The organism is Bacillus cereus group sp. BfR-BA-01347, assembly GCF_022663835.1.
In the GTDB taxonomy this organism is placed as follows: Bacteria; Bacillota; Bacilli; order Bacillales; family Bacillaceae_G; genus Bacillus_A; species Bacillus_A thuringiensis_K.
This window is the reverse complement of sequence record NZ_JAKUGG010000003.1, coordinates 152,614-165,841: the sequence shown is the minus strand read 5'-3', so window position 1 is coordinate 165,841 and position 13,228 is coordinate 152,614. Positions and strand designations below refer to the sequence as shown.

The window sequence follows — 13,228 nt, the reverse complement described above, 5'->3', positions numbered from 1 at the left end:
TCACTCCTTATTTCCCTGGTGTCGATGTTCCACCAAGTTGTGTTAATTGAGATTCATCACAAATGACTTGTTTTAAGAAATCTTCAGCTTTAATTCCTTTTGCCTCTGGATCACCAGTATCTAATTCAGCTTGTGTTACATCATTAAATAACAATGGATCTGCTGTAATTGTGTAAGCAATGTCATCCACAGTCATTTCATCACCTTGTGTTTTCCAAGATTCTTCTACTGGAGCAACTGTACATTTTGGGTACCAACGTAATATTTTTGTTCCATCATTTAATGGGAATACAACACCTACTGCAAACTTTGGATATTCCTTCGCCTTCGCTGTTTCAAAAGACACGCCTTTTTTACGTGTTTTAGCAAAGATTTTATCTTTTACTTCACGATTTAGACCAGCAAGATTAAAAGCTAATCCAAACGCTGTATTTTTGACAATGTTAATAATTTTTTTGTTAGATGCCCACTTTGTAAAATTAGTAGATGTAGTGGAAATCGTTAAATCAGAAATATTGGTTTGTCTATAAACGATATCCTCATAAGTTGGTAGTGCACTAGAAGTTTCATTTCCCTTCATCAAGCACAGATATAAATCTTCAATCCCTACGGAATATTGAATTTCTTTATTTTCAATTGTCATGTATATCATCCTCACATTCTATCAATTATTTTTTGTGCCATAATATCAGCAATTTTGTCACCTTCTGCATCAAAGGTATTCTGGACAAAGTGTTTTCCTTTCACCCGACCCTTACCATTTGCTTTTTTATGGCCATGTTCAACTAAATACCAATACCAAGCTTCATCTTTAAATTCCACAGATACACGATCATCTTTTACAACAACCTTTAGGCTATCTCTTAAATGTGTCCGCTTGTTTTTACTGGATGCTTTGATTTTTGGCTTTAATTTACTAGCAAAATACTTTGCTGCTTCATCTAACACATCCAAACTTACTTTTTTATTCACCCGTAATAGCGTATTAATATCTTCTAAAGCTTCAGCAAAACCATTGTTATTTGAAGCCATTACTAGATACACCTCACATACGTTATAAACTGCGTGATAGTGTCGTCGTTCTCGTCATAACCCATTCCATCAAATTGAGAATAAGACACGCCTGCTTCGTTAAAAACAACCTTTAACGGAGCGTAATCTTTTTCAGTTCCGTTTGTAATAACTGCAATTTGATAAAGTGGCATATCCTTTATAACCTTATTAGAAGCTCTTTTCTGTTGCTCATTCACAAATTCATACACAATGTAAGGATAATTTGCTGTTGTAGGTGCACTATCACGATAAACTGGTATACCAGATTTCTTCATGATGTCTCGTAACTCTTGAAAGCTAATTTGCATAGGATAATGACACCTCCATCAATCGGTCTTCTTCACGTACATAAATACGCTCAATATCATAGATACGGCCACCAACTTTTACACGATAATCCTTTTGGTTGTTTTCAATATCACGATCAATACGAACCTCAATTTTCTTTACAATTTCATTCGTATCTTTCGTTGTAAATTTATCAGTGGCCGTAACTCCAATGTTGTTATAACGAATGTTACGTTCTAACGGATATCCCATCACAACACGGTCATTTTCCGGATCAATGGTTTCTCCTAATTTAAGTAGCTCACCCATCCATTTGAGTTTATTCGTCTTTCTCTTCATCGGCATAAACCTCCTGGACAAACATCGGCGTTAAAGCATCAAGAGCTTGTTCTAATTCTTTTTCAGCAACCCTGTAATCATAGTAAATACCGGCGACCATAATAATTAAATACTCGGTCTGTTTGCCTGTCGCATTCTTTACATAAGTCTTTGCTTGAGTGATATAAAAAGAGAGCATAGATTCATCCATACCCTCTTCCCAATGAATATGAGATTTTAATTTCTCAATTAATTCATCCATATTAAGCTCCTGTTGTTTCTTTTAAAACATACTTATAAACTGGCACTTCAAATGGTGAATGAATTAATTGTGCATCTAGTAAGTTCCAGATACGGAAACCTACACGGTTTGTACGTGAGAATAACTCAACTAATTTTTGGACTTCTAATGATCCAATGACATCTTGAATATAGAATTTAGAGAAGTCACCAAAATAGAATACTGGTGTATCTGGTAAATCAGGAATGTCAATTGCATCTTCTTCCTCAACTGGGAAACCTAATAACGTATAACCAATTCCACCTTCCGCTTGATTAAACGGGCGAAGTAATGGGAAACCGTCATCTGTTTTCATAGTTTCAATTTTTGTTAGTGCTGCTGTATTTAACACCCATCGTGCTTTTTTACGTACTTCTTTAACAGGTGTATTTTTCATTTTTACTAATGCATCATAAAGATTCTTTTCATCAGTTTTAAATTCAACAGCTTTCTTTGCTAATGCACCGTCATTTATGTTATTAGCTTCATCACCATTAACCATATACTGAGTTTCTTTACGAACATAAGCTTTTTTCAACTCATCCATAACAATTTGTTCAATTGGTAAACCTGTACGTGCCAATAGCTTTTTCGTTACTGTAGCAAGCGCATCAAATTCTGTTGGTGATAATTCAATTTCATCGAATTCGATATCTGTTTCTGGAATTTCATTATTTGTTCGCTCGTTTTTATGACCTTGAGCTTCTGCCTTCTTAACTAGAACAGGATACTTAATATTTTCTTTTGTTTTTACTCCTGTACCTAATCGACGTAAGAAGTTTTCTTCTTGAGCATACGTAATAATTTCTTTACTTAAGAAATCTGGAATCGTAACAGAACCATTGCCAGTAACTAATCCTAATGCACGAGCTTCTCTTTCATCAATATTACCCACAATATAATTAGCAAAAGCTGAATGAGTTTCCTTTTCTTTATTTTTAGTAGATTTATGACCTTTAGTAGAAAGACCTGTTGCAATAGCTGCCATGATTTCAGAACGTTCTTCTTTTGGAATTTCTTTTGATTGATTTGGATATTCTTTTACTTCTGGATCTTCTTTTTTATCTGGATCGTCATCTTTCTTTTTGTCTGGATCTTCTTCCTTTTCGTCTGCTTCTAATTTTGCTAATTCATCAGCAAGAGTTTTCGCTTCTTCTGTTAATGCTTCCACTTCAGCCTTAACTGCTGCTAATTCTTCCGAACGAACTTCACCCTTCTCTACTTTCCCTTGTAATTCTGCTAATCGAGCTTTATTTCGTGCTTGAGATGCTTTTAAGATTTCTTTTAAGTTCATGTTAATTTTCCTCCAGGACTTTTTTTATTTGTTTAATAATGTTGTTTCTTTCCTCTGTATCATCTTCCACAACTGTTTTTACAGCTGCTTCTTCACTTCTCATTTCAATCATGGCTGTATTTTCGCCCCTGGTTTCAATAGAAGTTGCAACATAAGCTGGCGTCATGTCCAAAATAGAAACTTCTAAAAGCTCTAATTCTTCAATAGATCGTTTTTGAACACCAGATTCACCTTCTTCCCATGAATCTTTTTCAGAAACAAAACCAAATGACCAACCACGTAATTCTTTATTCCTTGCCTTCTTAATCACTTGCTCATCTGTAACCGTAGCGATGGCTCTTAAACCAATATTGTCTTCATACAATTCCAGATTTCCGTTTTCAATAGAACCAAGATTTCTATTCTTATCGTGGTTAAAAAGCAAGTCCACATTCTTTGCTTTCTTTAACGCTTTTTCAAACGTCTTAGGGACAATTCTCTCTTTGAAATATCCCCTTGGAGAAGGCAACATTCGACTTTCTCTGTCCACAACATTTACATATCCATCAAGTATGACTTGATTCCCTCGGACCTCAATTTTCATTCTCTTCACCTCCTCCCAATGAACCATCGTTTGCTTCTTTCTTACCGATTTCAGTTAAATCATTTGAAATATAAATAGATTGTGATTCCTTTGTATTTTGTTTAGGGAATCCAAGCATATCAGCAACATTGTCAGGTGAAGTAATAGCGGTACGTACCAGGTTGTAACCGATATTTGTCTTGTTGCTATAAGTAACAAAATCAAGAATATTAATCTTGAATTTAATTCGTTTCCCCGAATTTTGGCCATAAAAAAGAAGACTCAAATGGTCTTCAAAATTTTTCATTATTGGTCTAACTGCTTTATTGTGGATATACATCATCGCTTTCTCAATATCTTCTTTGATTAACTCTGTGTATGTATCCACATTTATACCTAAAAACTTACCCAAATCCTTTTTGTATACATTTAGGTATGCTAAGGTCTTTTCATCATCTAATGGGCTTTTAAGCGTTTCTATTTCATAACCTTTTCCTAAAGGAATCATCTTAACTGACCTTGCATCATCAATTGATTCCAACTGATCTAAAATCTTTTTAATTAATTTTGACTGTGTACCATTTTGTGGATTGATATGCGCATCTAATTTTAATAGAAATGCTAGTAATCCACCTTTTTTGTACTTATCAGTCAAAGTTTTCTCAGCTGACATAACGCCCTCAAGTGTGTCTCTTCCCAAATCAAGAAGGCCTTTTCCTCTTAAATGATCTGCGCCAATATTTTTCACATGACGAATCATAAAAGAGGGAACCTCTTGACCACCAATATTAAAATGTTCTACTAAATTATCATCTAGCTCTGTAAACACATTTGAAGCTAAATGTATTTGAGCACCATTTAATATCGGGAAGGTTTCCCCCTCGAGTAAATAGGTATTTGTCATTAATTTAATGAATTCAGATTGCGTTAGATAATTGTTAGGATTCCTTAAGATTTGAAGTGCAATATCATCTTTGATTTCATTACCAAATTCATCTTCCACAACAATATCAGCCAATACCATTTGATTACTGATGTCTTGTAACAGTTCATATACATCACTAGATTGCAAGATGTTTGAATCCGTAACATACACACCACCGTAACGAATGCTTTTTCCTAAAACATCATCCAGATAACCACGCTTTTCAGCTTGTTTAAATAAAAAATTTGAAAACCTATCTCTTAAACCCAATTTCTCACCGCCTTTCAATTAACGAACATTAAAAGTATCCATTAATATATTTTTATTAGAACTTTAAATTCAAGCTTTTTTTTAATAATTTATGTTGATATTCCCAAAAGAAAAAGGACCTTTTTTAGTCCTTAAATTTGTTACCACCTTAAAATTCAACACCATCATAAGCTTTGCTATGCATGTTAGACAATTATCTAATTATGCATGGACAATTTTCCAAAAAGTATATAGCTAAATATAATATTGTGGAAAATAAGATTAAGATAAGGAGTGATTGTCTTTGTATCGTCAATATCGACTTGAATATCCACCTGAATATCATGAATGTATGGCAAATTGCCAAGGTCCACCTCATAACTATTATTTTGAGGAATGTCACCCTGCATGCAGCCATTTTTTTCCACCGAGACCTAGCTACTACTCGTACAATGCTTACTCAATACCAACAACACACGCACCTATGGCACCTTATAATATCGGTAGCCTTTTGGATCGTCGTTTTTGGCATATTCCTTGTTATAGAGAATGCAGAAGATTGGGAGTGGATCATCTGCACTGTTGCTTTAGCTGCGAACTCTGCTAACAAACATGTTTAGAACAAAAGGTAACAAATCCATCTTATCTAAGATGGTTTTTTTATTTTAACGAATATATAAATTCACATAAAAACGTTCTTCTCCTGATTTAGGTGCCCAACACTTATGAAGGACTTAAAAATACACGCTATTATAACGATTAGAGTTTTTTCTGTTACAACTCTAGAAGTTCCATTTTCACATATACAGTTTGTTGAGAATTTCAGGATTTTTTTCGAATAATCTCTGTTACATAACAATGTTGACATTCCATCAAAAAAAGGACCATTTTTGGTCCTTATAATTAATCCCTTCGACTTAGCCCTTAAATTCAAGAGCTGAAAGGCGTGCCTCGAGGTTAGCTAATTTCTTATGTAACTCATCATTTTCAGCCTTGAGTTTTTCATTTAAACCTTGAATAGCAGCTAATGTTACACCCTGTAAATCTACGCTTGAGATGTGTGTATCATCATCTCCATTAAATCCGAAGGTGGCTTTGAAATCCTGAGCAGTTGGGCCAATGTGACGCTCATTGGGTGGAGTATTTTTGTAGTTCCAAGACTGGATTGGTATATTTACCAATTTATCAAGGATCTCGATTGTACTGACGTCCGAGAAATTCTCCTTGGTATTCTTATCACAGGTTTGCATCAAATTACGCACAATGGTATCACCATTCTTACGGACCCTGAAGTTCACGTAGTTAGTCTCATCTTTACCCATAATCATGTCCCCTGTACCCCACTGATTAATGATGAGGGCGGGCATCTCTCTTCTATTTCGAGTGGTGACAACGAGGGCTGTATTCGTATCACTCTCTGCTACTACACCAAATAAATTATAACTATGACCAAACACCCCAGTCCCAGTGTCACTCTGACCCCATACTCCTCTTCCTCTTTTACAGGCTCCTGCCACACCAATTCCACCATCTTCCGAATTATCTCCATAAACTCCAGCAATATTTTTAACATTAGAATTACCAACTAAGTTCGGCATTTAAATTCCCCCTTCAGTATCCTTTCAATTGATTAAACGATAAATGTTTAACATTAGAAATATATTTTGTGCATTGTATTTAAGAACTCAAAATTCACCATGTACCTTATTTATTCTCGATATACGTAATAGTTCAATGAGAGAATAAACGCTGTAAACATTGCCTATTTTTTTAAGTACCAATAACTTCGAAATGATTAATCGTATTTCATCTATAAATCTCCTCTAAATAATCATCATAACTTTCATCTAAAATAGCATCCTCCATCATATTCAATGTTTCTTTATGCCCAATTAACATGGCCACGAAACCATCGATGTGCTCCGGTGATTTACGTTTAGATGGTGTTTTTAAATTATTAATGTTTGTAATTATTTTTGCGTTACTTGCACAGAAAATAAGTAAAGGATTATCCGTTTTAATACGATCCTGAAGTAATAGTATTTCGAAATCATCAAATGGTTCATTCATATGTGTTGGATACTGAGGAACTTCTACACATTGAATCCCAAGCATTTCCCACTTTTCAACGAGTTTTTCAGCAAGGGCTGGGTCATAGTTTATTTGACGTAAATCAAAATTCTCAAATACCCATTCCACATACTGATTTACCATTTCTTCATCAACTGTTTTCCCAGGACAAATTGTTACAAAACCTTTTTCAGCTAATGCCCGATAAGGAACATTTCTTTGCTGCTCTTTATCTTCAATTCCAAACTCCGGAATAAAGTACATTTGCTTAACGATTAATATCGCATTTCCTTCATCATCGTATGTTGGAATATTTATTGATACACACGTTAAATCGGTACGCCGTGATAAATCTACACCAATAACACAAGTTAAACCTTCAACCTCTTTTAAGTATTCCACAAGCATTTTATCCAATTGGTCTTTATCAAAATACGTTTCAGCATAGTTAACGAATACATCTAAGTGCTTTGATAAGAACTCAGCCTTATTAAAGCTGTTATTTTGAGCTTCTTTAAAGGCATTTTCAAGAAACTCCATACTTACAGAAACACCCATGTTTGGATTGACCATCTTCCAAACTTCACGGTCTGTCCAATCAAACTTTTTGTTTGGCTCATAGATCATTGCAAACCATGCGTCATCGTTATCATTCTTCAATACTTCTTTTGCATAAGCATAAATTTGAGAACCAAGTGACCCACTTTGTTTACCAGCTGTGGAAGTAATAATGTTGAGCGGTTCTTCTTGAGCAATTTGCGCTGAACGTAAATTATCGTATTGTTCACGGTCCATTTGAGCATGAACTTCATCAAAATAATTGATATACGGATTTTTACCTTCGTTACCGGCATTATCTTTCGTAAGGACTTTTACAGTATTGGCATATTTAATACCATCTTCTACAAATGTGTATTTAATAGAACGAATGGTATCTTCTTTACCTTTATAAATACGAGTACCAGGACGTAAATCAGGGCTATTTTCAATGGTTAATCCAATTGGAATGGCTGCGTTTTGGCATTGCTCAAATGTATTAGCTGAAATGTAAACATCTGCACCTTTTACACCTTCACCATATGTTCCATAAATAACAGGACTTCCGCCCATAATCGTTTTTCCATTTTTCTTTGGAACCTGCAAATAAGCCGTACGAATTACTCGCACCGCTTTATCATCATTATATTTTTGCCAACCATAAATATTAGCAAAGAAAAACTTCTGCCAAGTTTCCAGGATTAATGGTTCCCCTGCCCACTTACCTTTTGCATGTTTTAAGAAGGTTTCAGTGAAATACAACATGTAATTAGCTTTGTCATTATCCCAAAATATATCTTTTCGTTTTTTCCATCGTTTATAACGCTTCACCATTAGATGGATAGTATCAGGATATGACTTTGGATTCGCTTCGCACTCTTTTAAGAACTCATCAGCATAGTTTATATTAAAATCAATCATAAACTAACCTCGCATTTGCCTTTTCCTAAATTGAACAAGCTTGCTGTCTTCAGGTTCAGGCTCTTTCTTTTTCTCTTTTCCTTCTTCTTCATCACCTTTTGCAAGAAGTACTCCAGATTTTTTAATAAGTTCTTTGTTTTTCCCATCAAGTCCGAGCTGTCCAAGTAACTTAGCCAATTCTTTACGTAACTTCTCTGTATTTTCACCGGTATCTTTCATTCGCTGATATTCGTCGTAGCAATCCAAATAAACTTCAATAAGAAGGTCAAGCGCCGGTGAATAGGTGCCTGCTTCAACTAATGAATCGACAATTCGTTTTTGTTGCTCATCTCGCTTAGATGGTTTCTTTTTTGTTGTAGTAGTCTTTTTTGTTGTACAACATTCAATTTTACCTTCTAACTGTTGAACCCACTTATCACGACTTTTCCAAACTGCAATTTTCTTTTCATCAATTTCTAAAACCTTTGCAATTTCACGATTTGAAATACTTCCATCATGTGCTTTAAAGATTTTAAATGATTGGTCACGTTTTGGATCTCGTTTTCTGGCCATACCTATTCACCCCTTTCATTTGTTGTACTAAAAAATTTCAAAAAACCATTTTGAGGTGCGCGTTTGCACCCCCACTCCCTATCCCCCCATAAGGCCATAGTTTCTTTTTTCGATAGGGGGGCTTATAGTTTCCAGTCGAACTTTTTCTTTTCTTGGTATTTTGCATTTGTTTCTCTTTCTACAATCGGATGACACTTAGAACAAAGTGTATCGATATTATCTGGATCTAATCTTAATGAAGGATTGATTTTAATTGGAACAATATGATGATGATGTGCTTGCTTACCAAACACAAACCTTCCACATCGTTGACACAATCCTTTATCTCTTTGATAACAGAATGATTTTAAATCTTGCCAGGCCTTTGTACGATAGAATGATCTGTTCTTTGAATATACAACTGTCTTCTTCTGTTTACGTTTATGATTGAGACAGTATCGTCCTTTATCGATTAATGTCTTGCAGCCTTGTTCAGCACAGTACTTCATGATAGTAACTTAATGATTTCTTCTTTCTTTTTAACATCAGCTGGAACCTCGACATTAATTGATGCAGCATGATCACGTAATTCTTTTACTGTCATATCATCTAAAGATAGTTCATTTACTTTAACGTCAACTACTTTATCATCAGCAAACTTAGCAATCATACTCTCTGGATTAACAGTTACTTCGAATCCTGGTTCTTCACCAGTTGGAACAAATAGACTTCGCTTTTCTTTGTTATCCCAATACTCTGTACCAGATATTGTTTTTCTAATTTCAGTAATCATTTACTTAACACCATCCTTTTCAAATGCAACACGTTTGCGCTTATCTTTACCTAGATAATCTCAAGAACTCTCTCATGCCATCCACAACTTCTTTATCATTTTCAACAAGCTTACCTTTAACAAAAATATCCCCATTGCTTTTCAGAGATACCATTTCTTGTTCACCAACTTTTAAAACGATACTGTCATGTGAAGTATCTCTTGCCAACTTATTCAAATCTCCATTATGCAACGTTAGATTCATCTCTTCACCACCTATGTAAATTTTATATAATAAAAAGCACTCCCTAAGGAATGCTTTTAGCTTACAATCTGATTAACTTCACAGTGACCGTATGTTCACCAGGATCATTAAAAACATTGTGATGAATCACTGATTCAACTTTGTATTTATCTCCGCTTGGCCCCGGGTCTTCAATAATATCCCCTGTACCTGGAACTGTTAAATATTTAGTGGAAACAAGACGCTTCTCTATTCCATCTTCTACACTGATAAATTTGACATTCACAACACTCACAATTAACACCTCCTTCTATCTACTAAATTCGACAGAAACATACATTCTCCTTTTAGGATATACATTTTCGGTATATTAATTGTTACATAATAAAAGAGCAACCGTGCACCAGTTGCCCTTTCGTTGAAATCTTATGTTATTACTATAATTGATATTTTCAAGAGTTAACATTCATAAAACTGGGTGTCAGTAAAGTGCAAGTTCTTCAGCAAACTTTAATCTTCTTATTATTTCAGCATGTTTCTTATAGATATAACTAGAACTGTAATTCATATCCTCGGCTATTTCTTCTAATGTCATTCCGTCCACATACTTCATTTTTAATAATTTATTTTCTAATCCTTTGAACTTACTAATCAATTTCAATAAATCATGCATCGCATTCATCTTATGTGCTAATTCATATTGAATTGCTTCAATACGTTCTTCTACCTTTGCACCTTCCGATTCAGCAGTTAAACGTACCTCTCGCAAATCACCACTGACCCAGCGTTTTAATTCAGCTTTTGTTTTATCTAAGTTGTAATCTAAGTACTCAATATCTTCTTCTAATTTCTGATAGTCTTTCAGCCAGTCAAACAAATGATGATTCACCTACTTTCTACTTAAAAACTATAAATCTCATAAAACACATTTAATTTCATTTCTAAGACGTTTTAACATTTGTACACCTATTTGTATTCAGAAAGAAATAGAACTTCAAATTACTATGATTCTGGCGTTCATTTCTATGTCGAAATGTGTCGATTTTATTCGGTTAACACTTTCATTTACTTTTCTTCACATTCACAATCATGCAGCCACTCATCACACTTTCTGCATTCGCATTCACAGTTCTCTAATTTTTCTTCACACTTAGCACAATGATCTATAACTTCATAAGTCATGCTGATTCCTCCTCATTATTTCTTTACAAAATTCAAATTGTATTAATATCCTGAGCCGAAGCCCAGGACAAATATTTATTCATCGATACTTCCATCTTCAACAATTTTCAATTGACCAGAAGCAACATCCGTGGTTCCATCAGGATTAACGCTATACTCAACACCTTCATGCGGTTCTTCATAGAACTCATCAATCGACATTTGAGAAGGCTCAAGAATGATATCAACATTTCCACCAGCGAAAGGATAAAGCTGATTTACTATGCCTTTCGCATCACTTTTTACATTTAATTTAATTGCTGTTTTCTTGCTATCGCGTTGAATATTTGCGAACTCCGCACCGATTGGTTCAACTTCACTTTTCTCCAAAGTTAGATAGACAATTGTACCTGGCATCTTTAATAGATCATCAGCATGTGGCAATTCATCACTTAATACATGGAACATCAAAACTTCCTTTTTATCGTCCTTTTGCATCTTTTTAAATAGTACGTTCAATTTAATTTTAGTCATGGTTTATTTCCCCTTTAATTGTTTTAATTTTCATCATATGACGCCCTTCTTCAGATACTCACGAGCCATATATAAGAAATGATGATATATGTAATTACCTGTTGTAGCTGGCTCAATAAATACTGTTGAAAATCCGTATCGTACTTCAAATGTTTTTAAACTACCAAGCAACGCTTCTGGTTTGTATTGACTTATATACTCACCTTTTAATATTTTGTGATAGCCTTGTAGATCTTCCACAAGTAGAACAAATGGATGTTTAGCAGCACGAATCAATTCATTTTCAAATCTTGTACGATCTTTAATTGATTGAACCAATTCGTCTACACCGTTTTTACGTTCTACCCCAGCGCTAAAATAAATATCTCGCGTAATACCCATTTCAGGATTTTTAGGAATTACTGCTGAATAATCGGCTGTATCAATTTTTCTAAGTCTGAATTTAACATCTTTTTTACGGAAATAATCAAGTACATGTTGATTTTTCTGTTCCCTTGTATCCACCATGATTTCTAATGTATCCAGGATTTCTTTTAACTCTTTTTCTGAGTATCGATAATGTATAGCACTCATATTTATCGCTCCAATAACTCTGGGTTTTCATATGCTTGGAAGGAAACTTCTACCTCACCAGTTTTATAGTTAACTTCTATACCAGCATTCTCCCTACTCAAATGTTCTATATCATCGTAAAGTACATGCTCTCCACAATACGGACACTTTTCCTTTCTGTAATCAAAACCATACCCATGATTTCCATTTTCAAAAAACGTTTTCCCACATAATTTATGTTTAATTTTATCCACTATCAATGTTTGTAACCTTCTCATATTCAAGCCCCTTTCCTAAAGTGCGACATTGCACGATTGAATATTTCTTGTGAAAGCTCGTCCGTTAATTTATTTTCATAGTTGGCCACAGATTTTTTTACATATAACCAACCGTTAAGTGAGAAGTTTAATGTTAATTCCATAACTAACCTTGCAGCGGATTCATCATGATTGAACCAATCATTTATATTTGGATTCATGTCTTGCTCAACACCGATAAAAAAATTAATAATTTTATCTATGGTTTGTTTTACTGCATGATCTTGATCGGAATAATTACCTTGCAAATATTTAATAATCCGTAGCTTGTATTCTTTAATAACTGATTCAATTTCAGGAGCAACCTTTTCATGATTCTCAATGTATAAATCATTTCCATCAAGAACGAGCTTTGCTCCCATCGATTGAACATCTGCACATATCTGTTTTGGATGCATATTACACCTCTTTTTTCATAAAGAGTTATCGAATAGTTACTGAGTTATTTTTCAGTAACTCCCTACAAACCCAGTAATATCAAGGGTTTAAACGTTATTTAGTTACCTAAGTTACTAAAGTTACCCATTTTTCTATTAAAGGCTATATATTATATATATTTTTTTATTTATTTATTTTCTTAAGAGCTGATATAGGAAACTCAGTAACTTAAATAACTATTT

Annotated in this window: 20 protein-coding genes and 1 pseudogene; all 21 read right to left on the bottom strand. The window is 34.2% G+C overall.

Annotation, left to right across the window (positions count from 1 at the left end; translation table 11 throughout):
* Nucleotides 1-7: 7 nt before the first annotated feature.
* Nucleotides 8-643 carry a major tail protein gene (locus MR143_RS06905; RefSeq protein ID WP_061884611.1) on the bottom strand — a complete coding sequence of 212 codons (636 nt, stop codon included), beginning with the start codon at nt 641-643 and terminating at the stop codon, nt 8-10.
* A gap of 11 nt (nt 644-654) precedes the next feature.
* Nucleotides 655-1,032: an HK97-gp10 family putative phage morphogenesis protein gene (locus MR143_RS06900; protein ID WP_006929817.1), complete on the bottom strand. Its 378-nt coding sequence runs from the start codon at nt 1,030-1,032 to the stop codon at nt 655-657.
* 2 nt (nt 1,033-1,034) lie between these two features.
* On the bottom strand, nt 1,035-1,361 hold the full coding sequence (locus MR143_RS06895) for a hypothetical protein (RefSeq protein WP_242280670.1): 327 nt from the start codon (nt 1,359-1,361) through the stop codon (nt 1,035-1,037).
* On the bottom strand, nt 1,351-1,680 hold the full coding sequence (locus MR143_RS06890) for a phage head completion protein (protein ID WP_000824247.1): 330 nt from the start codon (nt 1,678-1,680) through the stop codon (nt 1,351-1,353). The genes MR143_RS06895 and MR143_RS06890 overlap by 11 nt, the downstream gene beginning before the upstream one ends.
* Nucleotides 1,661-1,921 carry a head-tail connector protein gene (locus MR143_RS06885; protein WP_061884613.1) on the bottom strand — a complete coding sequence of 87 codons (261 nt, stop codon included), beginning with the start codon at nt 1,919-1,921 and terminating at the stop codon, nt 1,661-1,663. The genes MR143_RS06890 and MR143_RS06885 overlap by 20 nt, the downstream gene beginning before the upstream one ends.
* Nucleotide 1,922: 1 nt before the next feature.
* Nucleotides 1,923-3,233 (bottom strand): phage major capsid protein, encoded by a 1,311-nt coding sequence (locus tag MR143_RS06880; RefSeq protein WP_242280669.1) that lies wholly within the window; start codon nt 3,231-3,233, stop codon nt 1,923-1,925.
* A 1-nt stretch (nt 3,234) separates the two neighbouring features.
* Complete coding sequence (locus MR143_RS06875; RefSeq protein WP_144518804.1) at nt 3,235-3,816, bottom strand: HK97 family phage prohead protease; 582 nt, start codon at nt 3,814-3,816, stop codon at nt 3,235-3,237.
* The gene (locus tag MR143_RS06870; protein ID WP_242280668.1) at nt 3,806-4,990 is read right to left on the bottom strand and encodes a phage portal protein; all 1,185 of its coding nucleotides are present in this window, start codon (nt 4,988-4,990) and stop codon (nt 3,806-3,808) included. Before MR143_RS06870 ends, MR143_RS06875 begins: the two co-directional genes overlap by 11 nt.
* Before the next feature lie 896 nt (nt 4,991-5,886).
* Nucleotides 5,887-6,567 carry a tail fiber domain-containing protein gene (locus tag MR143_RS06865; RefSeq protein WP_242280667.1) on the bottom strand — a complete coding sequence of 227 codons (681 nt, stop codon included), beginning with the start codon at nt 6,565-6,567 and terminating at the stop codon, nt 5,887-5,889.
* Between the two features lie 208 nt (nt 6,568-6,775).
* Nucleotides 6,776-8,497 carry a terminase large subunit gene (locus MR143_RS06860; protein ID WP_242280666.1) on the bottom strand — a complete coding sequence of 574 codons (1,722 nt, stop codon included), beginning with the start codon at nt 8,495-8,497 and terminating at the stop codon, nt 6,776-6,778.
* A 3-nt stretch (nt 8,498-8,500) separates the two neighbouring features.
* Nucleotides 8,501-8,884: a hypothetical protein gene (locus tag MR143_RS06855; protein WP_374265090.1), complete on the bottom strand. Its 384-nt coding sequence runs from the start codon at nt 8,882-8,884 to the stop codon at nt 8,501-8,503.
* Nucleotides 8,873-9,049, bottom strand: a pseudogene (locus tag MR143_RS33390) (phage terminase small subunit-related protein); the annotation flags it as partial. The pseudogene MR143_RS33390 and the gene MR143_RS06855, both read right to left, overlap by 12 nt.
* Before the next feature lie 122 nt (nt 9,050-9,171).
* Nucleotides 9,172-9,537 (bottom strand): HNH endonuclease, encoded by a 366-nt coding sequence (locus MR143_RS06850; protein WP_061884620.1) that lies wholly within the window; start codon nt 9,535-9,537, stop codon nt 9,172-9,174.
* The gene (locus MR143_RS06845; RefSeq protein ID WP_242280664.1) at nt 9,534-9,821 is read right to left on the bottom strand and encodes a hypothetical protein; all 288 of its coding nucleotides are present in this window, start codon (nt 9,819-9,821) and stop codon (nt 9,534-9,536) included. The genes MR143_RS06850 and MR143_RS06845 overlap by 4 nt, the downstream gene beginning before the upstream one ends.
* A gap of 46 nt (nt 9,822-9,867) precedes the next feature.
* Nucleotides 9,868-10,065, bottom strand: a complete 198-nt coding sequence (locus tag MR143_RS06840; protein WP_193409259.1) for a hypothetical protein — start codon at nt 10,063-10,065, stop codon at nt 9,868-9,870.
* A 61-nt stretch (nt 10,066-10,126) separates the two neighbouring features.
* On the bottom strand, nt 10,127-10,339 hold the full coding sequence (locus tag MR143_RS06835) for a hypothetical protein (RefSeq protein WP_193409260.1): 213 nt from the start codon (nt 10,337-10,339) through the stop codon (nt 10,127-10,129).
* Nucleotides 10,340-10,525: 186 nt separating this feature from the next.
* Nucleotides 10,526-10,921, bottom strand: a complete 396-nt coding sequence (locus tag MR143_RS06830; protein ID WP_242280663.1) for a DUF1492 domain-containing protein — start codon at nt 10,919-10,921, stop codon at nt 10,526-10,528.
* 380 nt (nt 10,922-11,301) lie between these two features.
* The gene (locus tag MR143_RS06825; protein ID WP_242280662.1) at nt 11,302-11,739 is read right to left on the bottom strand and encodes a hypothetical protein; all 438 of its coding nucleotides are present in this window, start codon (nt 11,737-11,739) and stop codon (nt 11,302-11,304) included.
* 33 nt (nt 11,740-11,772) lie between these two features.
* The gene (locus MR143_RS06820) at nt 11,773-12,312 is read right to left on the bottom strand and encodes an ERCC4 domain-containing protein (protein ID WP_098902838.1); all 540 of its coding nucleotides are present in this window, start codon (nt 12,310-12,312) and stop codon (nt 11,773-11,775) included.
* Nucleotides 12,313-12,314: 2 nt separating this feature from the next.
* Complete coding sequence (locus MR143_RS06815) at nt 12,315-12,569, bottom strand: hypothetical protein (RefSeq protein ID WP_242280661.1); 255 nt, start codon at nt 12,567-12,569, stop codon at nt 12,315-12,317.
* Between the two features lie 2 nt (nt 12,570-12,571).
* Nucleotides 12,572-13,006, bottom strand: a complete 435-nt coding sequence (locus tag MR143_RS06810; RefSeq protein ID WP_242280660.1) for a hypothetical protein — start codon at nt 13,004-13,006, stop codon at nt 12,572-12,574.
* Between the last annotated feature and the right edge of the window lie 222 nt (nt 13,007-13,228).